The sequence below is a fragment of the Metasolibacillus meyeri genome (assembly GCF_003049505.1).
Lineage (GTDB): Bacteria > Bacillota > Bacilli > Bacillales_A > Planococcaceae > Metasolibacillus > Metasolibacillus meyeri.
In genome coordinates this window covers 20,484-43,572 of record NZ_PYWN01000025.1, presented here as the reverse complement: position 1 = coordinate 43,572, position 23,089 = coordinate 20,484, and the positions used below count along the sequence as shown (strand labels likewise).

Sequence of the window (23,089 nt, the reverse complement as noted above, 5' to 3'; positions counted from 1 at the left end):
GAGTGACCAACATCATGTTGGCCCAAGCCTCCGGCGGATGTCAGGGATTTTGAATTGTGCGTGCACAATTCAAAATCCCGACGCAATTACGCCGAGGCGTAATTGATTCATGATACAAAAATACGCTTTTCGCTTAATGCACGAAAAGCGTTGTCTTTCACTCAATTGTTTACGCTAGTACATTGTCAAGCTACAGTCGAAATATGTACCTTCGCTTGATTTTTATTTTTTACGGTAGAAAAATGTATCTTCTACCTCAAAATCATAACGTGCTGGATTAAAAATTTGCTCTGTTGAGCCAACAAATAAAATTCCACCAGGGCGCAATGCTTTACTAAAGTTTGCATAAATCTCATCTTTTGCTTCCTCAGTAAAATAAATCATTACATTGCGACAAACGATTAAATCAAAATTCGATTCGTAGGCATCTTTAAGTAAATTATGCTTCTTAAACGTTACAGTGCGTTTAATCTCATCCTTTACTTTATAGAATAATCCCTCTTTTTCAAAGTACTTTGCTTGTACATCTTTCGGAACTTCCGCTAGTGAACGCTCTGGGTATAAGCCTAGCTTCGCCTTTTGAATGACGTTTTCATCTAAATCTGTTGCTAAAATACCGATTTGGGATAATGGGATATGGTGTGATAACACCATCGCTAAGCTATAAGGCTCTTCACCCGTTGAACACGCCGCACTCCAAATTTTTGGTCGCTTACTACTTTGTAATAACATTGGGAAAATTTTATTTTGCAATACTTCCCAACGTTTACCATTGCGGTAAAATTCAGAAACATTAATTGTCATACGGTCTAGAAATTCATTCATTAAATCACGATCTTTTTCTAGCGCACTAAAAAAATCGACAAAATTGCGATACCCTTTTTTCTCATATAAAGATGTTAAACGACGCTTCATTTGCGCTTCTTTATAAAGCGCTAAATCAATACCTGTTTTTCGTTTAATCCCTTCTATAAATTGCTCATAATCCGTCATCGCTACATCGCCCTCCAAAAACCTTTGTGCACTATATTATAGCTGAATTTTTATGCAACTGAAATAGTAATTGTGAAACTATTTAGAATCATTATGTGACAGGCGATGATTTTGTTCCATTTCAAGTAAAGCTTGCTTTTCTTGTGCCAGCTCTAGACGTAGTTTTTCTGTTTCAATCGCATAGCTTTCCATTTTGATTCTTTCTAGCTCTGTTTCTTGTTCCATCATTTGAAGTTGTAATTTCATCGAAGAACGTTTATGTGCTGTAAAAATCGCTACCAATGGGATTGACGAAAGTATCCCGATCGTTCCTAACGTAATAATTATTGCTATCATAAAGCATTCACTTACCTTTCCTTATTTTCCATTTCTAATAACACTTGCTTTTCCTGCTGAAGCTCTAAACGTAGCTTTTCCGTTTCAACCTCATAGCTTTCCATCTTTAACCGTTCAAGCTCTGTCTCTTTTTCAATCATTTGGATTTTCAGTTTCATAGCGGCCCGTTTATGCGTTGTTAAAATAGCGGTTATTGGGATGGCAAGACCGCCACCAACCGCAAAAAAACCAATAAGCAATCTCAGTTCTTCAACCAAAATTATACCTCCTTATTTTTTTCATATTGCATTTCTAACAGCGCCTGTTTTTCATGCTGCAATTCTAGCTTGAGCTTTTCCGTTTCTTTTTCGAACGTTTCAAGGCGCAGCTTTTCAAGTTCAATTTCCTTATCGATTCTTTTTAAATCCATTTTTTTATTTTTTAAAAATGTATCTGTCAGTATTCCTGCAATAACGATAATGACAATTCCAAGCCACATACTCGTCCTCTCCTTTTACCAAATTCTATCCTTAAGAACGTATTCTTATTTGATTATACGTTATTTTCGCAATAACGTTTCATTTTTACAGAAATTTGTTAGATTTGTGGGCAATTAAATGAATCTGACTTTGATTTAGCTCCATCTTATAAAGCGAATCTTCAGTCTTAGGGAGATATCACAACACAAGGAGCTGGGGGGTCGGAATCACTTGTACATAACGAAAAAAACTGACATAGAAAGTAGGGATTTCCCTGCCTTTTATGTCAGTTTTTTATTAAGATTATACTAACTCGCCGTCAAACCAAAGTTCGATTTCACGTTCTGCTGAAGCAAGTGAATCTGAACCGTGGATTACGTTGTGTGATACTGTTACTGCATAGTCACCACGGATTGTACCTGGTTGAGATTCAGATGGTTTTGTAGCACCAATCATAATACGAGCTAAAGAAATTACAGACTCGCCTTCCCATACCATTGCGAATACTGGACCAGAAGTGATGAAGTCTACTAATTCGCCAAAGAATGGGCGCTCTGAATGCTCTGCATAGTGTTTCTCAGCTAATTCACGAGATACGTTCATTAATTTAGCGCCTTTTAATTCAAAGCCGCGACGCTCAAAACGGTCCATAATATCGCCGATTACTTGACGCTCAACGCCATCAGGTTTAACCATTAAAAAAGTTTTTTCGATTGCCATTATAAAACACTCCTTAAATTTGAGTAAAACAGGTTTGCACCTACCGTAAAAATAGTACCAAAATCAGCTTGTAAACGCAACTATTTCTAGAATTTACGCTTGCCAATAAACAAAGCGACATCACGCAGCTTTTTTTTCATTGGATGGTTCGGCAGTGCCGCTACTTCCTTCAAAGCCTTTTGCAAATATTTATCGCTGACCGCTGTTGCTTGTTTGATTGCATCAGAGCGGCGAACATATTGTAGCATTTTCAGGCGCTCTTCTTCCGTTAATGTGCCTGCCATTACCTTTTCAAGGTACGGCTGCATTGTTGTATCGTCTTTTAATAGCAACATCGGTAATGTAATATTCCCTTGCAATAAATCGCTGCCAGCGGGCTTACCAAGCTCTTTATCCGTTGCGGTGAAGTCCAATATATCGTCGATGATTTGGAAGCTCATGCCAACAAAATAGCCGTAACGTTTCAGACGTCGAATATTTTGCTCATCGACACCTCCTACAACCGCCCCGAGTTCACAGCTTGATTCAATCAACAACGCTGTTTTTCGTTTAATGCGTCTAAAATAATCTTTTATATGTTGATCCATGCGAAATTTGTCTTCGATTTGAATGATTTCACCATTACAAATTTCCACCATCGTCCGTGCCAATATTTGATGTGCACGTGGATTGTCAATGATTGTTACATACTCTAAAGCGCGCGCAAAAATAAAGTCGCCTGTAAACATCGCTACACGATTGTTCCACTGCGCTTTTACAGTACGTCTTCCTCTTCTCATATTCGAATCATCGATGACATCATCGTGAACAAGTGAAGCCATATGTATTAACTCCAAAGGCACAGCGATATGCTTCATCCGCTCAATTTGATAATCGCCAAATTTTGCACTAAGCAATACAAATACTGGACGGATGCGCTTGCCTCCCGCCTGTAGCAAATGTAGTGAAGCCTCGTTTAACAAGTGTGAAGACGAGTTCAACGCTTTTTCTAATTCTGTTTCGATGATTTCTATATCTGATTTTAAGTCAGCATAGAGTAATTTTAACTTCATCTTTTCCACTTGAACAAACCTTCTCCCACTAAATTTCTTTTTTCACGCCTTTATGCATCGCTGCTGCGCCACCACTATAGCTTTTGTACGCAATCTGGTCAAACCCTGCGCTCTTAAACATGAAAGCTAGCTGTCTCATCCCTGGAAAATCATTTGCAGATTCCTGTAGCCATGAATATTCTTTATAGCTCTTTGCGAAGAGTTTCCCGAACATCGGCATAATATATTTGAAATAGAAACGAAAAAGTTGACGATAACCTGGAATTTCAGATTGTGAAGTTTCTAAACAAACGGCCATACCACCCGGCTTTAATACGCGATTTATTTCTCGTAATACTTGCATATAATCAGGCACATTGCGCAACCCAAAGCCAATCGTTACATAGTCGAACGTATTATCTTCAAATGGAAGCTCCATCGCATTGCCCTGTAAAAGCTCAACCTGTGGATAAGGCTTGACCTTCTCCATACCGACTTTTAGCATATTTTCACTAAAGTCTAAGCCTTTTACGACACCGGTTTCTCCGACAGCCTCTGCAAGTGCAATCGTCCAATCTGCCGTCCCACAGCAAACATCTAAACATTTTGCCCCAGGCTTCACGTTCATTCGCTTCATCGTGTCTTTACGCCATTTCACATGCAGTTGAAAACTAATCACGGAATTCATTTTATCATAGCCTTCAGAAATGCTTTCAAAAACTTCGTGTACACGTTCCTCTTTCGATTTCGCCATTTTTTTCAAAACCTTTCTATCTCGTTTCAACTTTGATCATCCACCAAATGAATTGCTGTAACTCATCTGCTAATCGTATAGTAGTAAGCTCCGTTGTTAGTAAATTGCGCTGCACTTCGATTGCCGTTGACAACAATTGTTTTAGTTGTTGTCGACCGAAGCATGCTTCCATCGCTCGTCCTACCGCTGTTGGTGCATCGTGACAAGCATCAAGTTCATTTTGCAAACGCTGAATTGTTAAAGCATGCTTCATGACCGCACTGTACTTGCTAAAGCTATACGTTTCATAAAATTTATGGATAATTGCTGTTTCAATCACACATAAATTATTCACCCACTGCTCAATCGTTCGATATGTATGCTCGTATGCGGCAATCTCCTGTTCACAACGCTCAACAATCCCTTGCGCTAATTTTTGAATAAGTACGATATTTCCCGCATGCGCTAATAGTTCATAATAGCGTCCGCTATAATAATCACCCGCTAATACCGTTAATTGCTGTGTCTTTGATGTCGCATCTTTTTCTTTAATTTTATCATGCTCAAACAAAGAGGCCTGAACGATTCCTACAGTTGTTGCACTTTCCTGTATACTTTCATGCCACGTTTCTCCGTTTAAAAATGGTAAAAGCAAGAAAAACAGTTGATTTTCATCAACGCTTGGGGCTCCCGTATATTGCAGTAAAGCTCTATGACGAACACGCACGAAAATAGACTCTTTTAATTGTTGGATTGCTTGTTGAATATTTGTTGCATGCATAGATCTCTTACTCCATTTCGTTAAAGTAACTAAGCCCCACTTCTGATTAGGCGGTGCCTACTATTTTTTTGAGCCACTCTCAATCGTTCCATGTGCAGAGTGGATTTTGGCTTTTCCACGAATTTTCATTGCAGATGTGTGCTCTGTAAATTGAGCAATCATTACTTCCCCTGCATCCAATTTTTCTGAATGATGAAATTTTGTATCAGAGCCACGCGTTAAGCCAATTACATGCACACCGTCTTCTTGCGCCTCGATTACAATATATTCTGGTTGTGTCATTTATTTTCCCCCACCCGAGATTTTCTTTATCTATCATATCATAAAATGACAAAAATTAAGACATTTGAATAAACGAAATAACCTCTCTACGCTTTACTTCGTCTTCCTCATAAATTCCGCGCGCCACAGATGTTACCGTTTTTGAACCTGGCTTTTTTAAGCCGCGCATCGTCATACACATATGCTCTGCCTCAATGACAACATAGACACCCTTAGGTTGTAACATTTCCATCATCGTATCTGCCACTGTCGAAGTAATGCGCTCTTGTAGTTGTGGTCTGCGAGCAACCGTTTCAACACAGCGCCCTAATTTGCTCAGTCCTGCTACTTTGCCATCCTTCGGTATGTAAGCGATATGTGCCTTGCCATAGAACGGTACAAGATGGTGCTCACACATCGAATAAAATGGAATATCTTTTACGAGCACTAGTTCCTCATGCTCCTCATGAAATACCGTACTAAAATAGTCGCGCGGGTCTTGCTCTAAGCCGCTAAACATTTCTGCATACATTTTGGCTACGCGCTTAGGTGTGTCAAGAAGCCCTTCACGTTCGACATCTTCTCCTACTGCTTCTAAAATCATTTTTACTGCTTCTTCAATTTTGTTTAAATCAACCTTCGACATATATAGCCTCCATCATCAAGTCCATTGACGTTTCTAATCAGTTACCCTCGGCTAACTCTCGTCCAGATTTTTTCGAGCTGAGACCTAAAATCGTCACAACGTGTGATAACGATCAATTGACCTGTGATTTGTAGGTCCCTCTTCAAAATCCGTGACATTCGCCAAAGGCTTTATTTTAATTTACTTGGTGTACAAACACCTAGTAAATCGAGCTAAATGAATCGTAGCATATCCTTACAATAAGTTCAAAGGGCACTTATCGAAATATATGAATACTAATGTAAACTTGAAAAATTTAATACAAAATAAAAAAAGAGCAGTTTTCAGCTTAAACTGAAGACTGCTCTATGTAACTGCAAGACGCTGAAATTATTTAACTGCGTCTTTAAGTGCTTTACCTGGTTTAAACGCAGGAACTTTGCTTGCAGCGATTTCGATTTCTTTACCAGTTTGTGGGTTACGACCTTTACGAGCCGCACGCTCACGAACCTCAAAGTTACCAAAACCGATTAATTGTACTTTGTCACCCTTTGCAAGAGCACCTTGAATTGTATCAAATACAGCTTCAACCGCTTTAGAAGCGTCTTTTTTAGAAAGACCTGCAGCTTCAGCAACAGAGTTTACTAATTCTGTTTTATTCACACCATTCACCTCCTCTCAAAGGGTCATGAACCTAAATCATGTAAAAAGAGTAACACATAGAAAACCGCTACGCAACTTAATTTAGCTATGTTTGTCCGAATAATAGCGTTTTTTTTTAATAAAACGCAAATAACAGGACAAAACGCCTAAAAATAGCGTTGTCCTGTCATCCAAAAGGAATTTTTTACTACTAAATAATAAATGTAATTAACCCTCTATCTCCCTCATTGACCATGCGCTCAATTGTTTGACGCATTCTTTTTTTAGCAGTTTTTGGTACAGTATTCATTTTATAACGAATGCTCTCCTTCAATACTTCATGAAGCGGCGTACCAAATAATTGCGTTTGCCATAAAGATTCGCGATCGTTTTCGAATGCATATTGTAAATCCTTTAACAATTGCTGACTATGGAATTCTGAGCCGATTAATGGTGCAAATTCCGATTCCATATCAACACGAATAATATGATATGATGGCGCTGTCGCTTTCATACGAACACCATAAAAATTATTTTGCTTAATTAATTCTGGCTCGTTCGGTTCAAATTCATCCATTGTTGGCAATGTTAGGCCATAGCCCTCCACGCGTGCTTGCTCAATGGCATCACGGAAGCGCGCCTGCGCCCTTTTTGCCTCAGATGCCTCTTTAATAAATAATAACCAATCTTTTTTGCTATCTATTGGCTGCTCTAGCCATTCGTTGCAAATCGCTTTATAAATATCATTTTGTATCGTTAAACGCACTGTGACAACGCCAAGACCTGCATCCACACGTCCAACTTCACAATTTTCTACGAAATCCAAGGCCTTCAAAAAGTTTGTTGCCTTTTCGACATCGCGAATTTTTTCTACATGTCCAACCATCTCATTTGCAGCTACTGTCAATGATTCATTGATATGATGCGTACTATCAAGCACATCTACCCAATCAGGCTTTTCAACTTCGATATATTCAATTGGAAACTCGTATAAAGCCTCCTGCAAAATATACGCAATATCAGATGTTGTGAGCTGATCGATGGACGTTGCAATAACAGGTACTTCATATGTCTCAAACAATTCATTGCGTAAATTGCGCGTTTCCTCTCGCGCTGGCATCGTACTGTTAATGACAATAACAAATGGCTTACCAATTTCCTTTAACTGCTCAATAATCGCCACTTCTGCTACTGCTGCTGCTTGGCGTTCAATTCCGTTAACAGTGCCGTCCGTTGTCACAACTACCCCAATATTCGCATGGTCACGTATTACTTTATCTGTGCCAATTTTTGCAGCATCTTGAAATGGAATAGCTTCTGTATGCCAAGGTGTATGCACATATTTCGGTCCATTTTCATCCTCATAACCCTTTGCCCCATCAATAATATAACCGACGCAATCGGCAAGGCGTATACGGAAGCTTAAACCATCGTCACCTATAGAAATAGGTGCTGCATTGGCAGGCACAAACTTAGGCTCTGCTGTCATAATCACAGGTCCTGGTGAGCTTTGTGGTAGCTCGTCCAAGGCGCGCTTACGATCATCTTCATTCATAATATTCGGTAAAACGAGAGATTCCATTACTTTTTTGACGAATGTTGATTTTCCTACACGGACGGGACCAACTACCCCAATATAGACATCACCATTTGTTCGTTCCGCAAGTTGCTGAAAAATTTGTTCGCTAATAGACGCTCCTCCTTTACTTGTTTAAACTTATGCCTAGCTGATAACAAATATGCGAAAAGGCTGTTCAAAAAGTGTACTGTAGCACTTTTCAAACAGCCTTTATTGTGAAAAATTATACTTTCTTTGAAAACTAAAGTGAACCATCAACTAGCCAAGACTTTCTTCATTGGCTAGCGATTGAGGAATGGAAGCTAAAAATTTCACATCAGGTTGACCGAAAGTAGAATTTTTACAAGCTTTTAAATCCCCAATGCAACTTCTTTGCTTTTGGTACAAAAAAATTGTTGCTATGAGATAAACTTTACTTCTTTGGCTCATACATAAAAATAGGCTCATTATTTTCATCAACTGTATATGGTAATGAGTATGCGGGAACAACAGGATAATGCTCTGCTAGTAGCATACGAATATCTTCACCTGGCTCTGGCTTCAACCCTTGTTCTTTTATAAATTGGTACAAATCGATTGAATAATCGACATACAGTTCCCCTTGTGTAGAAACAATAATTGGTAATTGATTATTTGAATACGGACTTGACACAGTAATATTTTCCTTATAACCAATTTTTTCGAAGTTAATCGTATAAATATACGGTGTCAAACTCTCTTTATATTGTGGGTATTTCGTACCAATAAAGCGTATTTTCACTTCTCTAATTCTTTCTGGTACACGTAAATCAACAAGTTTTACTGTTGGATTTTCTTCTGGTGTCCAAATAATATATTGAAAAATTCCACCTTTTTCAAATGAGTTTACCGGCGGTGATGCTAAATACTTGGGCACAAGCTTTTCAAAATCAATTAAATATTTAATAAAAATATCCGTATCCATATCACGTGTTTTTATCGGTAAAACGCCTGTATCTGCCTGAAACTCTGTTATGGCACGTTGTACGGCTGCCAATTGATCTACATCAGGTACTTGATTTTCAATCTTGCGCTCCTCTGGATACATACAAGCTGTCAAAATGAGCGTAGATAAAAATACTGTCACAAGCAGCGTCCATCTTGTTTTCATGCTAAAATTTCTCCCTCAATTATATTTTAATTTGGCCATGTCGCAACGATTAACACCATTAAAAACGCACCAATTGCTAACATTATATAGGCGATTAGCTTCAATATAAAAGATAAAAAGATATTGTTCACCCATTTGCGCGTTGCTGAAATAATAACAACTGATAGGAGCAACAAGCCAATCGAATAAAAGGATATCCACATCACATCAAGCGCAGGTATATGCGCTAATGGACCACGCGCTGTATTCAGTAGTAGGTAAGATGTGTCCAACATTGGATTATTCACGAATTAAAACCGCCTTTCTATATAACTATGTAGTCTCATGTATACCATTGTAAATTATATAACCAACCTAGACAAAATAATAGGGTTGTCCTCAAAGTTGGTAACCAAACTTTTCTGAACAACCCTTCTTATTTAGAAGCTTGCGCAATTTGTGGATAATTTATGACACTTTACTAAAACTCATCGATTTCTGGTTTTTTCATGCGAATCATTAACTCATCCACTGCCTCTTTAGATGTTTTATCGCTAAATAGCACATCATAAAGCGCCGCAGTAATTGGCATTGCCACATCGTATTTCAAAGCAAGTTGATGTGCAGCCTTTGTTGTACGTATGCCTTCAACAACCATGCCCATTTGCTCTAACACTTCTTCAAGCGGCATCCCTTTGCCAAGCATATTACCTGCACGCCAATTGCGTGAATGCACACTCGTACATGTGACGATTAAATCACCCATACCTGTTAAACCAGCGAATGTAAATGGATTGCCCCCCATCTTTACACCTAGACGAGTAATTTCTGCTAAGCCACGTGTAATCAAGGCTGCTTTGGCATTATCCCCATAAGCTAAGCCATCTGTAATTCCCGCTGCTAATGCGATGACGTTTTTCAATGCGCCACCAATTTCAACGCCAGTGACATCCTCACTTGTATAAACACGTAAATAACCGTTCATAAACAAATCTTGTACTTTTTCTGCTGAAGCAGGATTTTCACATGCTGCCGTTACGGTCGTTGGATGTTGTAACACAACTTCCTCCGCATGACTTGGCCCTGATAACACAACGATATCCTTGATTAAATCTGTGCCGAGGCTTTCTTGCATTAGCTCAGAGATGCGCAGTAACGTATCTGGTTCAATACCTTTCGATACATGGACAAACAACGTTTTTTCTTGCAGTAATTTCGATAGATTGCCACATACTTCTCGAATTGCCTTTGTTGGCACAGCTACAACGATTGTTGGTGCATGTTGTGCCGCTTCCGCAAGATTAGCAGTTGCAACTAGATTTGTTGGAAGCGTCGTATGTGGTAAGTATTTTTTATTCGTATGCTTTTGGTTAATTTCATCTGCTTGATCTTGTCGGTGCGTCCAAAGAAGCGTATCATGCCCATTTTCCGCAAGCACAATCGCTAATGCAGTTCCCCAAGAACCAGCGCCTAAAACCGTTATTCTCTCCATCTTTTTCCCCCCATTACTAATCGCGTGCGCGAGTAATTAAGCGAATCGGCGTCCCTTCAAAATCAAATGTTTCGCGAATGCGGTTTTCAAGGAATCGCTCATATGAAAAGTGCATTAATTCGGGCTCATTGACAAATACAACAAATGTCGGTGGTTGAATAGCTACTTGTGTTGCATAGTAAATACGTAAACGACGTCCTTTGTCAGCAGGTGCTGGATTACGAGCTACCGAATCCTCAATCACTTCATTTAAAATCGACGATTGAATGCGCATCGCATGATTTTCACTTACGCGTTGTACAACAGGTAAAATTTGGTGCACACGCTGCTTCGTTTTCGCGGAAACAAAAATAAGGGGTGCATAATCTAAAAATAAGAAATGCTCACGAATTTGCTGTGTGTAGAAATTCATCGTTTTGTCATCTTTTTCAATAGCATCCCATTTATTCACAACGATAATAACTGCTTTTCCAGCCTCATGCGCATAACCAGCAATTTTCTTATCTTGCTCCTGAATACCTTCATCTGCATTGAGGACGACTAAAACAACGTCAGAGCGTTCAATTGCTCGAAGTGCACGAAGTACGGAGTATTTTTCTGTCGACTCGTACACCTTACCTTTTTTACGCATCCCTGCCGTATCAATAATGACATATTCTTGACCATCATATGCATATGGCGTATCAATCGCGTCGCGTGTTGTACCTGCGATATCACTTACAATGACACGATCATTTCCTAAAAAGGCGTTCACTAAAGATGATTTCCCGACATTTGGTCGACCGATTAACGAAAACTTAATAACATCGTCGCCATACTGTACCTCATCCTCTTGTGGGAAATGCTTCGCACATTCATCAAGTAAATCGCCTAAGCCTAAACCATGTGAGCCTGAAATTGGCCAAGGCTCACCAAAACCTAATGCATAAAAGTCATAAATCATTTCACGCATATCTGGATTGTCGATTTTATTGACAGCTAATACAATCGGTTTTTTCGTTTTGTATAAAATTTTTGCCACTTGCTCATCAGCCGCTGTTACGCCTTCGCGACCATTCGTCATAAAAATAATAACATCTGCCTCATCAATGGCGATTTCTGCTTGTTGACGGATTTGCTCTAAAAAAGGCTCATCCCCAATGTCAATTCCACCTGTATCAATAATATTAAAATCATGTGTTAACCATTCAGCCGAACTATAAATACGGTCACGCGTGACACCTGGAATATCTTCCACAATGGAAACACGCTCTCCAACAATACGGTTAAAAATTGTTGATTTCCCTACGTTCGGACGTCCTACAATGGCGATTACTGGTTTTGTCATCTTGTACTTCATCCTTCCAACTTTCGAATCTCTACGTAATTATACACGAATTTTTTCATTATAGCATGTAATGTAAAAGTGAAAAACGGATAATCCCAATAAAATGTGGGAATTATCCGTTACATGCATGTAATTTATTCCTTTGTAAAGCCTTTTAATTTGTCCCCGATTACATCGCTAAACGAGAAACCTGTGTTTTCTTCTGGCAATTCGTAATCGAACTCTTCCTCTTTATCAGGGTTTTCAAGAAGGTCTTTAATGCTTAATGATAAACGCTTTTCTGTAGCGTTGACATCCAGCACCTTTACTTGCACCTCTTGCCCTTCTTTTAATGCTTCATGTGGTGTATTAATATGCTTATGCGAAATTTGCGAAATATGCACAAGTCCTTCTACACCTGGGAATACTTCGATGAAAGCACCGAATGACACCAGACGGCGAACAGCACCTGTTAAAACAGAGCCTTTCGCTACACGCTCCTCAATACTTTCCCACGGTCCAGGTAATGTATCTTTAATGGATAATGAAATGCGTTCATTGTCCGCATCAACAGAAAGAACTTTTACTTTGACAGCTTGCCCTTCTGTTAAAACAGTTGATACATCCTCTACATGATCATGTGATACTTGCGAGATGTGTACAAGTCCGTCTACACCGCCAAGATCAATGAATGCACCAAATGTGGCTAAGCGCTGAACTTTTCCTTCTAACACATCGCCTTGTTGTATATTTCCAATTACTTGCTTTTTCTGCTCGGCTTTTTCCTGTTCAACAACCGCTCTGTGAGATAAAATTAAACGGCCTTTTTCCTTATCTAGTTCCGTAATTTTAAAGAGCATCGTTTTGCCACGATAATCTTCAAAATCCTCTACGAAATGGTCTTCTACTAATGATGCAGGCACAAAGCCGCGAACACCTAAATCAACGACTAAACCACCTTTTACAACATCTTTCACTTCCGCTTCGAACGCTTCGCCTGATTCAAATTTTACGATTAAATCATCCCATGCTTTCAATGCGTCCACTTTACGCTTAGATAACACATACGCTTCGTCTTCCACTTTAGTGATTACCAACTCCAGTACATCGCCTACTGAAACAGCATCAGATGCTTTTTCAATGTGTAGACTTGAAAGCTCACTAATCGGAATAATTCCTTCAAATGGAGCTCCTTCAATAGAAACAGTAACAGATTTATCGTCCACCTGCTCCGCAGTACCTCTCACAATATCTCCTTCATGAAATTCCTTTTCTAACTCTAAGTTCATTTCTTCAGACATATGTAACCCTCCTTCGCATGTTCCACTTTTATTTTATTCGAAATAGTGAATAAAAACAAAAATTTCCCCTTTTGTCATCAAAAAATCTTTTTCAAACGACTTACATCACATCGTGTGCTAGCTTCAAAATCGCATCAGCCGCTTCATCAATCGTTAAATTTGTCGTATCTAGGTACACCGCATCTACAGCTTGAATTAATGGTGAAGCCTCTCTTTCACTATCCAGTTTGTCCCGAAGCGCAATTTCCTCTTGTAAACGCTCAATCGATGATTCAATGCCACGACGTTCATTATCGAGATGGCGACGACGAGCGCGCTCCTCTACAGAAGCGGACATAAACACTTTTAATTCCGCATCTGTTAAAACATGTGTGGCAATATCTCGTCCATCCATTACAACAGCGCCACCCGCTGCTAATTGCTGCTGCATCGCAACTAACACCTCACGTATATTAGCATGTGCAGCTACTTGCGAAACATTCGCGGTTACTTCATTTGAGCGAATAACATCTGACACATTCACACCATCTACATAAACAAGCTGTCCATTAGTAGACGGTTGTAATTCAATTTTTGTTGCACTTAACATATTCTCAAGTGCATCGCTATCATCTAATTGTATGTTTTGTTGCATCGCTTTATGCGTAACAGCACGATACATCGCTCCTGTATCGATGTATGTAAAATTTAATTTTTCTGCGACAATTTTTGCAATTGTACTTTTCCCTGCACCAGCAGGACCATCAATTGCAATTTGAATTTGCTTTGCCATTATCTATCCCTACTTTCCTTACCATTACATTATATATGAAACAAAGCTGAATCGTTAGCTAAATCACTTGAAAATAGGCTGCAAAGAAAGGCAAGTATTCCCCTGCTTTTCTTACAGCCTTCACTTTATCCCGCATTAACGGACAGTAATGTTTTATGTAGTGGGGGATGAGGAAAACCCCCACTGATTGAAGTTTCACTTTATAATTCATTCAATTCTTTTTTACGTTGCAACAATTGACGTTCGAAACACAAACGTACAATCTGTTGCTTATCAACGTCATCTGTATCCGTAAGTTGAATAGACGCGATTGTTCGTTCATTTTCTTTAAATATCCGAACAATGCGTGCATCTGTTTGAACATATTTTATCTCGCCATTGACAAAAGGTAGGACAATCGTTAATTGAACTGTGTCACCTTCTTTAAACTTTACCAGCTCAGTTAAGCGGACCGACAATCCTCCTGCACTTATATCTTGCGCAATAAATTGATAGCAACTACCCTGATATTCGATCGCTACATCAATAGCCGTTTCAATACGTACAAATTCTCTGCGCTGAATTTTTGTAAATTCATTTGCTGGAGGCGATGATAACATCACCATCGGTATGCGATCATTTTTTCGTCCCATCACTTTCGTCGTAAAGCTATAGCTATTACCTTCTGTATAAAATACTGCGTGAAGCTGCGTTCCATCAAGTAAGAACGCTGTCTTTTTTGTGAAATCATTAATCGGATAGTCCACGTAAATAATATCGTTTTCTTTTTCCACTACTTTACATCTAAACTTTTCCATGCTTTCTGTATACATTGGCTCTAACATTAACATCGTTCCAATTTTCAATTCCATGTTTTTCTCCTCGTGCGTTGAGATTTTCTATGTCTATTATCGCACGGAGGTTCTAATTTATCTATACTATTATTTATCACGATTCAGCAGGATTATGGCTGGTGAGATGAATGCTTTATACTTTGATTCAGCAGGATACGCTAGGCAAGAAGAATTTCATCTAATGACACTCGCGGCGCTCTTAGACTGAGTTCCTCTTTTCACTGGGTGTTATATAAGCATTCATCTCGCTATCTATCGAGGAATTTTTGGTACATATCACATCGCTGCTGTCATTTCACTTTCACGTACTAATAATTGTCGAAGCATGATAAATTAGACGAAAATATTGGTTAAGCTAATGTATCAATTTGAACGACTTCATGCGTCGTAGCATCTATAACTACACGAAATGTATCGTACTGCTTGTCCGGTAGCCTTGCAATAATTTCATAACATAAACGTAGGTCATATGCATCATTTTCAGTATAAATTTGCTTCTCATCCTCTATCACTACACCTTCACCGAAAAACGTTGACCAATCAATCGGTTTTAGCTCCTGCTCTTTAATTGTTTCTTTTTGAATATATTCCATCGCATTAATGCCGAGCACTTCCCCACTATCCTTTGCGACTTTTACTTGGATGCTGTCAGGATAGACGAGTGCGTCATCTACTTTACGTGTGAAAACAAAATGCCAAGCAATATGATTTTCTCGCATTTCGGTCATAACCGTATCTTCATAACCCGCATCTGCCATTATTTTTTCCGCTGCTTGTAAAACTTCCTCATGTGATAGTGCTGTATTTTTCATTGGTCGCTCCAATAAGAAAGACAAAATATGTCCACCTTTTTCCGTAATATCCGCATAGCCTATACGCGAACCTCTAACAAATTGAATATGATAAAACGGATACGGAGCATCCTCTCTACTTTTTGTCACAGTCATTGTTGCATCACTAATTAATGGGAATACCGCTTTTAATCTTTCCAGTGCTTGTGCCTTCGTTAACGGCTCATCCATTAAATTCTGGAGTTCACGCTTTTTCTGATAGTCACTTTCACTAGCAGTTAAAGGAAAATCCGTTTCATTAAAGCTTTTTAAATCAGCTGACACCTTGGAAAATGATGAATCTCCCACTTCATCAGCCGTTATTTTTGACCATTTTCGATAATCACCATCCTGCTGGAAATAATTAGATGTAGCAACAGTCCACTCTTCTGTTAATGCATGCAAATTACCATTAACAGCCGTCATCTTTTCTCGCCATTCTGTCGCATCTTTGGAAGCTGCCGTACGCTTTGCTTCATCGCCAATACGCCCTAAATAACGCATCCAATCATTTGCTACATCTTGATGTAAAGGCAGGCGTGAAACTGCATTGCGCATATCACTGCTAACACGCCAAATTGTATCTAACTCTTTATGCAATGCTTTTTCATCTTGGAAAAGCATCGATTTCGCAATAGATGAGTGTAATAAAGAAAGCTTCTCTGAGGCATTTGTCAACTCGTTTGTATAATGGGCATGTACAGCCCTTTCCAATGAACGCTGTTTTGTCGTCACATCATACGCATAAACAGCTAAAATCAATACAACAATACCTAATAAATAAACTGCGTTTTTCATATTTCACCTCTAATAGCAAAAGATATGCTGACCTATTTGCTTAATTTGTGGACGTGTCCAAATCCATTTGCTCGTTGCTGTTTTTGGGTTGAAATAATAGAGTGCGTTTTCCGTTGGGTCCCAACCATTCATCGCATCAAGAACAGCTTGCTTCGCTCGCTCATTTGGCGTTAACCAAATTTGTCCATCCGCCACAGCAGTAAAAGCAAGTGGCTGGAAAATAATATCGGAGATAGAGTTTGGAAAGTCAGGAGATTCAAGTCGGTTTAAAATAACTGCCGCTACAGCTACTTGCCCCTCATACGGCTCACCACGCGCCTCGCCATAAACGGCATTTGCTATTAACTGCAAATCGCGCTCGGTATAGTTCGCTGGAAGCTGCATAGAGCCACTACTTGAATTATTTTTACTGCCGCTCGTACTACTTCCTCCACCTTTTACTTGATGTTCAAGTGGCATCCCACCATAATGTGTAAACTGGCTCCCTTTGGAAATGTTATCCTTTACAAAGCTTTCGTTATAGTTTGACTGTGCAACTAACTTTTTCTTTGTTGTATTTCCAGCGATACCATCAACCTCTAAGCCGTAGCTTTGCTGGAATTCACGCAATGCCCAATACGTACCATAACCAAATTTGCCATCAATCTTGCCATGATAATAGCCTAAATATTGCAAACGAGCCTGTAGCTCAATGACATCATCTCCAAATGCCCCTCGCTGAATCACTTGCGCAGAAAAGGCATCGGATTGCTGTGGCTGTATAAGAAATAGACTAAGTAGCAAGACAATGAATAATTTTTTTCTCATGCACACCTCTCCTTTTTTCATAGCATGCGGAGTGTGCATTGATTTATACATGTTTTTTTCATTTCAACAGAAAAGGAGCTGTCAAGAAAGCGTAAAATCACTTCTCAACAACTCCACAATCGAGTTTTCCTTATTCATTGTAGTTTCTTCAATCAAACAAAAGGTCACAGCTCGTCAATATCTATTATTTTCAATTAGATGCTCAATTAAATGCTGGTGAGCAAGCTTCACTTTGCGCAAGCCAAACCACCATAAAAACAGCATAAACGGTACCATTAAATAAATAAAATTGCCACCCAGTGTCCAAATTAAATTATAAATAAAATGCAGCGCAATCGGAGTGAAAATTGATAAACATAAATATTCCTTCCACTTATTATTATTTGAAAACTTACTTTTTCCAAAATAATAGCCCATCACCACACCAAATAATGCATGACTTGAAACAGGAAGTAACGCTCTAACAAAGGCGGTATCTAAACCAAATGACAACAAATATAAAACATTTTCAACAGTCGCAAAGCCTAAGGAAACAGCTGCACCATATAAGATGCCATCATACGGATCATCAAATTCAACATGACGAAAAATAAGCACAAAAATAATCAACCATTTAAAAAACTCTTCAATTGTGCTGGTAAACACAACATTTGTCATAAATGGGCTCGTTATCGTGCCTTCTTCCTGCACGACATATTGAATAAATAAAATAGGGAATGTAATAATCGCCCCATATACAAATGCCTGAATCAATGTTCGACGTGGCTCTGTTGCCATTTGATTACGCATATAAAAATAGCCTAAAAGAGCTAACGCTGGAGCTATCGCTGCTGATAATAATATGAACATAGTATAAGCTCCTTTTCTCTCTATATGAAAACGTTCTTAACAATTTATATTAGATATTTGTTATTATAACATTAAATGCATCCATTCTGATTTCAAAAGGGGATTTTTATGTCAAAAAAAACAATTTTATTAATTCATACAGGCGGCACGATTTCTATGCAAATGAGCGCTGAAACAGGCGCAGTTGTACAAAATGAGCAAAATCCGCTGACAGCAGAGAAGCATATGCTATCGACATATGCAAATATTATCGAGGTGGAGGCTTTTAACTTACCCTCACCACATATTACACCAAATGAAATGCTGTGCTTGCGCAATTGCATTGCCGAGCATGTCGATAAATATGCAATTGATGGTGTTGTCATTACACATGGTACAGATACGTTAGAGGAAACAGCGTACTTTTTAGATTTGACAACACGCTATAATTTCCCAATTGTTTTAACAGGGGCAATGCGTTCATCCAATGAACTTGGTGCAGATGGGGTTTATAATTTAGTAGAGGCGGTACGTGTTGCTTGCTCACAGGAAGCGCGTGAAAAAGGGGTACTTGTTGTGATGAATGATGAAATTCATCACGCATTTAATATTACGAAAACATCGACTTCAAGTGTCAACACATTCCAAAGCCCACAATACGGACCAATCGGCTTAATTACAAAAAAGACGGTGCATATCCATCATATGCCTGTCAAACGCCAATTTGTCGAAGTGGAAAAAATCGAAAAGCGCGTCGCTTTATTGAAAGCTTATGCTGGTATGGAAGCAGATTTAATTGATGCGGTGGCAACGCTCCAATATGATGGACTTGTATTAGAAGGCTTTGGGCAAGGCAATGTCACACCTGCTGTGGCAGAGCGTTTGAAAAAACTTGTCGCAGACGGTATGCCTGTAATTCTTGTATCACGTTGTTTTAATGGCATCGCAGAAGGTGTTTACGGCTATGAAGGTGGCGGCAAACAACTAGAGGATGTAGGTGTCATTTTCGCCACAGGCATTAACGGACAAAAAGCACGCCTCAAACTATTAATTGGCTTAAACCAAGTGCATGGCTCTGTTGAGTTGAAGGAGTTTTTCTAAAAAATAAAATAGCTACCTGCAAAATCATTGTAGGTAGCTATTTTGTTATTCTATCGGTAAGTTTTGCGGTTCTATCAGCAAGTTTTAACATTCTATCAGTAACTTTGGCACTTCTATCAGTAACTTTGGCACTTCTATCAGTAAGTTTCGCAGCTCTATCAGCAACTTCAACTTATATCGGCGACTTTTCAAATATACCCGCGGGTTGCTTAAATCAATAGCTCCCCTCTCTATTCTTCATACCCTAGCACAATCCCTTGCATAGCCTCCATTGGAATCAAGCCAAAATAACGGCTATCATGTCCACGCCACCAGCAATCTACCAATACAAATACCGTATTGTCCTCTACTGTTATGGCTGGCATTGATTCATTAAAATATTTTTCTGCATGATTCATGCGTTTTTCTGGCGCTACTTCTTGAAAATATTGCTCTTTATTCATACCAAATTGTGTCGCTTCTCCATAAAATGCATCCAGTCGTTGCCCGTCAATATATACTTTGCCTTTTTTTATTTCTAGTGTTTCTCCAGGTAAGCCGACAACACGTCCAAGAGTTGGGTTTGCTAAATTAGCATTTTCTTGTGTAAATTGTGACGCTATTTCATAATAGACAACCATACCTCGTTGCAGTGTAGGAATATTCTCAGATATAACAAGCTTGCCATGCTCATGGCTTTCAAAATCATGGTTGCCCCGGTCCATTGTATCGAAGAGCCACTCTACTAAATAAGTATCCACTGTTTGCTCGACAGTTGGCAATTTTTCTGGCGTTGTTGTATCGGCAAGCACCTTTTCCTTTTGAAAAGTAATGAATACAACAATCACAATTATAGCTACAAGTAAACTAATTACTACATAATTCTTTTTCATCTATAGCCCTCTTTTCTGTGAATTGGTTTAACTTATCACAAGGCGCTTGTAATGAAATACAAATCTCTTTCTTATCGTAACATAAGAAGAAAATATTCACATTAAAAGCTTTTAAATGTAGGCGGAAAGCCAATTTTAATAAAAACAAGCTCCCAATAAGATAGATGAAAAATTCATCCAATCCAATTGGGAGCATATTAAATTTAAGGGCGTCGTGGTACTTTAATTTTCCCCTGTATTGCCTTCGCAATCATACCGCCATGAAAACGTCCATTTTCAATAAAAATCTCATTGGCATTATTGCCTGCCGCAATAACGCCTGCAATAAATAAATTGGGGACGTTCGTTTCCATCGTCTCCTCATTAAAATGCGGGCGACCTGTTGCTTCATCGATAGCCACACCCATTGCACGAATAAAATCATGGTCAGGATGATAGCCTGTCATCGCAAAGACGAAATCATTCACTATATGCTGCTGCTCGCCTTTTTGACGAATGACAACTTCACCCTCATGAATAGACTCCACTTCGCTTTCAAAATACATGGTAATTTCACCTGATCGAACTAAAGCGTCAAATTCTGGTAGCACCCAAGGCTTAATGCTTGGTGAGTATTCGCTACCACGATAAACAACCGTAACATGAGCTCCTGCTTTTTGTAGCTCTAATGCTGCATCCACTGCTGAGTTTTTTCCACCAATAACCAATACCTTTGTATCGAAAAACGGATGTGCTTCTTTAAAATAATGATAAACCTTTGGTAAATCCTCACCTTGAATGCCCAGATAATTCGGATTATCATAATAGCCTGTCGCGATGATTACATGGGGTGTTTCATATACTGCCTTGCTCGTTGTAACAATAAAGATGCTACCGTTCTTCTGGATCTTTTCAACCTTTTCAAAACGCTGAATATTGATCTTTTTCGCTCGCACTACTTCACGATAATAGACAAGCGCTTGATTGCGTCGAGGTTTTCGCTCCTCTACAATAAACGGCACATCGCCAATTGCTAACTTTTCACTCGTACTGAAAAATGTTTGATGCGTGGGGTAATTATATAAAGAATTAACAATATTACCCTTTTCAATAACGACTGGCTGTAAACCAATTGCCTGTAACTCCATTGCCGCAGCTAAGCCACAAGGGCCGCCACCTACAATTAAAGCATCGACTTTTTGCATACTACAATCTCCTCTTTCAACTAGTTCATTTTATCCCTTATTAACAAGTTTTTCTTTATTATTATGAGAACATATAAAAACTGCCATATTCACTTTACTCAATTGTCACATCGATTACGTGACATTCGGGTTTTGCACCTAAACGCAGCGGTAGCAATGTTGTACCATAACCATTGCTAATCAAGGTTGGAATACCGCTACGTACAGAATAAGAGCCTTTTGGGTGTAAACCAAGTTTCCAAAGGCGAATTTGCCCGCCATGCAAATGCCCCCCCATCATTAACTGTGGGGTAAAGTAATTTTTTACGCGATAAAAGATTTGCGGATTATGTGAAATAAAAAGTGTAATATCATCCTTTTGGCATTTCGCAAACGCCTGCTCAAAACTATATTTTTTCGTGGATGTATCATGAATGGCGCTCAGCCATATACGATTTTTTCCAGCGAGTAATTGTGCGTCATTTTCAAGTATTGTAACATTCATTTCTGTCAATAGATGACGCAAACGCTGTTCTCCTACTTCATGATCATTATTTCCCCATACAAAATAAATTTGACCAAGCTGCTGAAGCTGCTGAATGTTGCTGCACACTCGCTCAAATGGCGTGCGCCGATCACATAAATCTCCGCCGATAATGACTGCATCCACTTTTCCTATTGTTTGTAACATTCGTTCATCAATACGTCGTAAATGAACGTCTGAAATAAAAAAAATACGCACGCTTTGTGGGGTTTGGCCTTGCAATTGTAAAGTATGGTAGCGCACATTATTTTCAAATGCCTGACGCCACATATGCAAAATACACATGCAAATAATCCCTAATCCTATCAATATCAACTTCACACTTCAAAACCCCTATTCGATGGCATTTCTTAAGGAAACAGGGCTATCTAGAAAGATCAAATCCTTCTAGATAGCCCTCTTAGTATATGACAAAAATCATTTCTTCCATAAACATTTGTGCTGTCACTGTACTACTTTATTGTGGAATAATCAGCGTTTGTCCAACAACAATATTTTCAGAACTTAAATTATTCGCCTGCATAATTTTTTGTACGCCATTTCCATCGCTATAATATTTTAAAGAAATACGATATAAATTTTCATTTGGCTGCACGACATGTGTTTTGGCAGCTGCTAACCTCTCGGCATCTTCCTTCGCCTGTTTCTCGGCCTGCGCTTTCGCTGCCGCCTCTTTTTCAGCTTTTGCCTTTGCTGCTGCTTCCTTCTCTGCCTGTGCCTTTGCTATCGCTTCTTTGTCAGCTTTCGCTTTCTCCTCAGCTTCCTTTTCAGCTTGTGCTTTCGCTGCCGCTTCTTTTTCAGCCTTTTCCTTTGCCGCTTCCTGTTCTTCTTTCTCTTTTTCTGCTGCCGCTATTTGTTCCTCGTTATTTTCAATCGATGGCTTGTTTGGCTCCACCGTAACCGAATCTTCTTTGTCCACTGCTAAGCTTTTCGGCTCATAAAAGAAATGAACATAGCCTAAGAAGAGTAAAGGTATAAAGATAAAAAATATTGTCATATTTCGAATAAGTCGGCTTTTTCGCTGTCTAGGCTTTTTACTTGTGCGTGACTTTCGTTCTAATGGCCCGTCAAACTCAATTTCTTGACGGTGTTCTTCAATTTTTTCTCTGTAATTTTCTTGTGTCACTACACACTCCTCCTTACACTAGCTATTATTCTATAAACATATTATGACT

The 23,089-nt window shown here is 39.0% G+C and carries 27 protein-coding genes; 1 reads left to right on the top strand and 26 read right to left on the bottom strand.

Translation table 11 applies throughout. From position 1 onward, the window contains the following. Positions 1 to 222 precede the first annotated feature (222 nt). The 22 genes from C9J34_RS03985 to prsW form a co-directional block, all read right to left on the bottom strand. Positions 223 to 993: a CheR family methyltransferase gene (locus tag C9J34_RS03985; protein ID WP_107838564.1), complete on the bottom strand. Its 771-nt coding sequence runs from the start codon at positions 991 to 993 to the stop codon at positions 223 to 225. 78 nt (positions 994 to 1,071) lie between these two features. Further along, a complete protein-coding gene (locus tag C9J34_RS03980; protein WP_107838563.1) occupies positions 1,072 to 1,329 on the bottom strand; it encodes a hypothetical protein in 258 nt (85 codons plus the stop codon). Between the two features lie 11 nt (positions 1,330 to 1,340). Beyond that, positions 1,341 to 1,586, bottom strand: coding sequence for a hypothetical protein (locus C9J34_RS03975; RefSeq protein ID WP_238600562.1), 246 nt, complete (start codon positions 1,584 to 1,586; stop codon positions 1,341 to 1,343). 2 nt (positions 1,587 to 1,588) lie between these two features. After that, positions 1,589 to 1,807 (bottom strand): hypothetical protein, encoded by a 219-nt coding sequence (locus tag C9J34_RS03970; RefSeq protein WP_107838561.1) that lies wholly within the window; start codon positions 1,805 to 1,807, stop codon positions 1,589 to 1,591. A 283-nt stretch (positions 1,808 to 2,090) separates the two neighbouring features. Further along, a complete protein-coding gene (gene ndk, locus C9J34_RS03965; protein ID WP_107838560.1) occupies positions 2,091 to 2,507 on the bottom strand; it encodes a nucleoside-diphosphate kinase in 417 nt (138 codons plus the stop codon). 86 nt (positions 2,508 to 2,593) lie between these two features. Continuing rightward, positions 2,594 to 3,568: a heptaprenyl diphosphate synthase component II gene (gene hepT / locus C9J34_RS03960; RefSeq protein WP_107838559.1), complete on the bottom strand. Its 975-nt coding sequence runs from the start codon at positions 3,566 to 3,568 to the stop codon at positions 2,594 to 2,596. Positions 3,569 to 3,587: 19 nt separating this feature from the next. Then, positions 3,588 to 4,292 (bottom strand): demethylmenaquinone methyltransferase, encoded by a 705-nt coding sequence (locus tag C9J34_RS03955; protein WP_107838570.1) that lies wholly within the window; start codon positions 4,290 to 4,292, stop codon positions 3,588 to 3,590. A gap of 16 nt (positions 4,293 to 4,308) precedes the next feature. Next, positions 4,309 to 5,052 carry a heptaprenyl diphosphate synthase component 1 gene (locus C9J34_RS03950; protein ID WP_107838558.1) on the bottom strand — a complete coding sequence of 248 codons (744 nt, stop codon included), beginning with the start codon at positions 5,050 to 5,052 and terminating at the stop codon, positions 4,309 to 4,311. Between the two features lie 60 nt (positions 5,053 to 5,112). After that, positions 5,113 to 5,334: a trp RNA-binding attenuation protein MtrB gene (gene mtrB, locus C9J34_RS03945; protein WP_107838557.1), complete on the bottom strand. Its 222-nt coding sequence runs from the start codon at positions 5,332 to 5,334 to the stop codon at positions 5,113 to 5,115. 55 nt (positions 5,335 to 5,389) lie between these two features. Beyond that, the gene (gene folE, locus C9J34_RS03940) at positions 5,390 to 5,959 is read right to left on the bottom strand and encodes a GTP cyclohydrolase I FolE (RefSeq protein WP_107838556.1); all 570 of its coding nucleotides are present in this window, start codon (positions 5,957 to 5,959) and stop codon (positions 5,390 to 5,392) included. A gap of 369 nt (positions 5,960 to 6,328) precedes the next feature. Beyond that, positions 6,329 to 6,601 (bottom strand): HU family DNA-binding protein, encoded by a 273-nt coding sequence (locus C9J34_RS03935; protein WP_042477970.1) that lies wholly within the window; start codon positions 6,599 to 6,601, stop codon positions 6,329 to 6,331. A gap of 190 nt (positions 6,602 to 6,791) precedes the next feature. Then, positions 6,792 to 8,270, bottom strand: coding sequence for a stage IV sporulation protein A (gene spoIVA, locus C9J34_RS03930; protein WP_107838555.1), 1,479 nt, complete (start codon positions 8,268 to 8,270; stop codon positions 6,792 to 6,794). Between the two features lie 301 nt (positions 8,271 to 8,571). Beyond that, positions 8,572 to 9,288 (bottom strand): hypothetical protein, encoded by a 717-nt coding sequence (locus tag C9J34_RS03925; protein ID WP_107838554.1) that lies wholly within the window; start codon positions 9,286 to 9,288, stop codon positions 8,572 to 8,574. A 26-nt stretch (positions 9,289 to 9,314) separates the two neighbouring features. After that, complete coding sequence (locus C9J34_RS03920; RefSeq protein ID WP_238600561.1) at positions 9,315 to 9,575, bottom strand: DUF2768 domain-containing protein; 261 nt, start codon at positions 9,573 to 9,575, stop codon at positions 9,315 to 9,317. Positions 9,576 to 9,748: 173 nt separating this feature from the next. Continuing rightward, on the bottom strand, positions 9,749 to 10,759 hold the full coding sequence (locus tag C9J34_RS03915) for an NAD(P)H-dependent glycerol-3-phosphate dehydrogenase (RefSeq protein ID WP_107838553.1): 1,011 nt from the start codon (positions 10,757 to 10,759) through the stop codon (positions 9,749 to 9,751). A gap of 16 nt (positions 10,760 to 10,775) precedes the next feature. Further along, entirely contained in the window at positions 10,776 to 12,086 is a 1,311-nt protein-coding gene (gene der, locus C9J34_RS03910; RefSeq protein WP_107838552.1) for a ribosome biogenesis GTPase Der, read from the bottom strand. A 134-nt stretch (positions 12,087 to 12,220) separates the two neighbouring features. Then, positions 12,221 to 13,366 carry a 30S ribosomal protein S1 gene (gene rpsA / locus C9J34_RS03905; RefSeq protein WP_107838551.1) on the bottom strand — a complete coding sequence of 382 codons (1,146 nt, stop codon included), beginning with the start codon at positions 13,364 to 13,366 and terminating at the stop codon, positions 12,221 to 12,223. A gap of 100 nt (positions 13,367 to 13,466) precedes the next feature. After that, positions 13,467 to 14,138, bottom strand: a complete 672-nt coding sequence (gene cmk / locus C9J34_RS03900) for a (d)CMP kinase (protein ID WP_107838550.1) — start codon at positions 14,136 to 14,138, stop codon at positions 13,467 to 13,469. A gap of 200 nt (positions 14,139 to 14,338) precedes the next feature. Continuing rightward, entirely contained in the window at positions 14,339 to 14,989 is a 651-nt protein-coding gene (locus C9J34_RS03895; RefSeq protein WP_107838549.1) for a flagellar brake protein, read from the bottom strand. Between the two features lie 332 nt (positions 14,990 to 15,321). After that, the gene (locus C9J34_RS03890; RefSeq protein ID WP_107838548.1) at positions 15,322 to 16,599 is read right to left on the bottom strand and encodes a PepSY1/2 domain-containing protein; all 1,278 of its coding nucleotides are present in this window, start codon (positions 16,597 to 16,599) and stop codon (positions 15,322 to 15,324) included. A gap of 9 nt (positions 16,600 to 16,608) precedes the next feature. Further along, positions 16,609 to 17,406, bottom strand: a complete 798-nt coding sequence (gene sleB / locus C9J34_RS03885; RefSeq protein ID WP_107838547.1) for a spore cortex-lytic enzyme — start codon at positions 17,404 to 17,406, stop codon at positions 16,609 to 16,611. Between the two features lie 174 nt (positions 17,407 to 17,580). Continuing rightward, entirely contained in the window at positions 17,581 to 18,255 is a 675-nt protein-coding gene (prsW, locus tag C9J34_RS03880; RefSeq protein WP_107838546.1) for a glutamic-type intramembrane protease PrsW, read from the bottom strand. A gap of 108 nt (positions 18,256 to 18,363) precedes the next feature. On the opposite strand from prsW, the gene C9J34_RS03875 reads away from it, so the two are divergent. Beyond that, entirely contained in the window at positions 18,364 to 19,335 is a 972-nt protein-coding gene (locus C9J34_RS03875) for an asparaginase (protein WP_107838545.1), read from the top strand. A gap of 230 nt (positions 19,336 to 19,565) precedes the next feature. Here the strand turns inward: C9J34_RS03875 and lepB are convergent, their stop codons facing one another. The 4 genes from lepB to C9J34_RS03850 form a co-directional block, all read right to left on the bottom strand. Beyond that, entirely contained in the window at positions 19,566 to 20,207 is a 642-nt protein-coding gene (gene lepB / locus C9J34_RS03870) for a signal peptidase I (RefSeq protein WP_107838544.1), read from the bottom strand. A gap of 203 nt (positions 20,208 to 20,410) precedes the next feature. Further along, positions 20,411 to 21,391: a YpdA family putative bacillithiol disulfide reductase gene (locus tag C9J34_RS03860; RefSeq protein WP_107838542.1), complete on the bottom strand. Its 981-nt coding sequence runs from the start codon at positions 21,389 to 21,391 to the stop codon at positions 20,411 to 20,413. 94 nt (positions 21,392 to 21,485) lie between these two features. Beyond that, positions 21,486 to 22,235: a metallophosphoesterase gene (locus C9J34_RS03855; RefSeq protein WP_238600560.1), complete on the bottom strand. Its 750-nt coding sequence runs from the start codon at positions 22,233 to 22,235 to the stop codon at positions 21,486 to 21,488. A 136-nt stretch (positions 22,236 to 22,371) separates the two neighbouring features. Next, complete coding sequence (locus tag C9J34_RS03850) at positions 22,372 to 23,040, bottom strand: LysM peptidoglycan-binding domain-containing protein (RefSeq protein WP_107838541.1); 669 nt, start codon at positions 23,038 to 23,040, stop codon at positions 22,372 to 22,374. Between the last annotated feature and the right edge of the window lie 49 nt (positions 23,041 to 23,089).

Excerpts from the sequence above, each read along its gene's own strand:
- C9J34_RS03970 (WP_107838561.1), bottom strand. The coding sequence starts at position 1,807 with ATGTGGCTTGGAATTGTCATTATCGTTATTGCAGGAATACTGACAGAT.
- folE (WP_107838556.1), bottom strand. The coding sequence starts at position 5,959 with ATGTCGAAGGTTGATTTAAACAAAATTGAAGAAGCAGTAAAAATGATT.
- C9J34_RS03875 (WP_107838545.1), top strand. The coding sequence starts at position 18,364 with ATGTCAAAAAAAACAATTTTATTAATTCATACAGGCGGCACGATTTCT.
- C9J34_RS03860 (WP_107838542.1), bottom strand. The coding sequence starts at position 21,391 with ATGCAAAAAGTCGATGCTTTAATTGTAGGTGGCGGCCCTTGTGGCTTA.
- C9J34_RS03890 (WP_107838548.1), bottom strand. The coding sequence starts at position 16,599 with ATGAAAAACGCAGTTTATTTATTAGGTATTGTTGTATTGATTTTAGCT.
- ndk (WP_107838560.1), bottom strand. The coding sequence starts at position 2,507 with ATGGCAATCGAAAAAACTTTTTTAATGGTTAAACCTGATGGCGTTGAG.
- C9J34_RS03980 (WP_107838563.1), bottom strand. The coding sequence starts at position 1,329 with ATGATAGCAATAATTATTACGTTAGGAACGATCGGGATACTTTCGTCA.
- C9J34_RS03895 (WP_107838549.1), bottom strand. The coding sequence starts at position 14,989 with ATGGAATTGAAAATTGGAACGATGTTAATGTTAGAGCCAATGTATACA.
- mtrB (WP_107838557.1), bottom strand. The coding sequence starts at position 5,334 with ATGACACAACCAGAATATATTGTAATCGAGGCGCAAGAAGACGGTGTG.
- prsW (WP_107838546.1), bottom strand. The coding sequence starts at position 18,255 with ATGTTCATATTATTATCAGCAGCGATAGCTCCAGCGTTAGCTCTTTTA.
- C9J34_RS03950 (WP_107838558.1), bottom strand. The coding sequence starts at position 5,052 with ATGCATGCAACAAATATTCAACAAGCAATCCAACAATTAAAAGAGTCT.
- C9J34_RS03985 (WP_107838564.1), bottom strand. The coding sequence starts at position 993 with ATGACGGATTATGAGCAATTTATAGAAGGGATTAAACGAAAAACAGGT.
- rpsA (WP_107838551.1), bottom strand. The coding sequence starts at position 13,366 with ATGTCTGAAGAAATGAACTTAGAGTTAGAAAAGGAATTTCATGAAGGA.
- lepB (WP_107838544.1), bottom strand. The coding sequence starts at position 20,207 with ATGAAAAAGAATTATGTAGTAATTAGTTTACTTGTAGCTATAATTGTG.
- C9J34_RS03915 (WP_107838553.1), bottom strand. The coding sequence starts at position 10,759 with ATGGAGAGAATAACGGTTTTAGGCGCTGGTTCTTGGGGAACTGCATTA.
- C9J34_RS03955 (WP_107838570.1), bottom strand. The coding sequence starts at position 4,292 with ATGGCGAAATCGAAAGAGGAACGTGTACACGAAGTTTTTGAAAGCATT.
- cmk (WP_107838550.1), bottom strand. The coding sequence starts at position 14,138 with ATGGCAAAGCAAATTCAAATTGCAATTGATGGTCCTGCTGGTGCAGGG.
- C9J34_RS03925 (WP_107838554.1), bottom strand. The coding sequence starts at position 9,288 with ATGAAAACAAGATGGACGCTGCTTGTGACAGTATTTTTATCTACGCTC.
- sleB (WP_107838547.1), bottom strand. The coding sequence starts at position 17,406 with ATGAGAAAAAAATTATTCATTGTCTTGCTACTTAGTCTATTTCTTATA.
- der (WP_107838552.1), bottom strand. The coding sequence starts at position 12,086 with ATGACAAAACCAGTAATCGCCATTGTAGGACGTCCGAACGTAGGGAAA.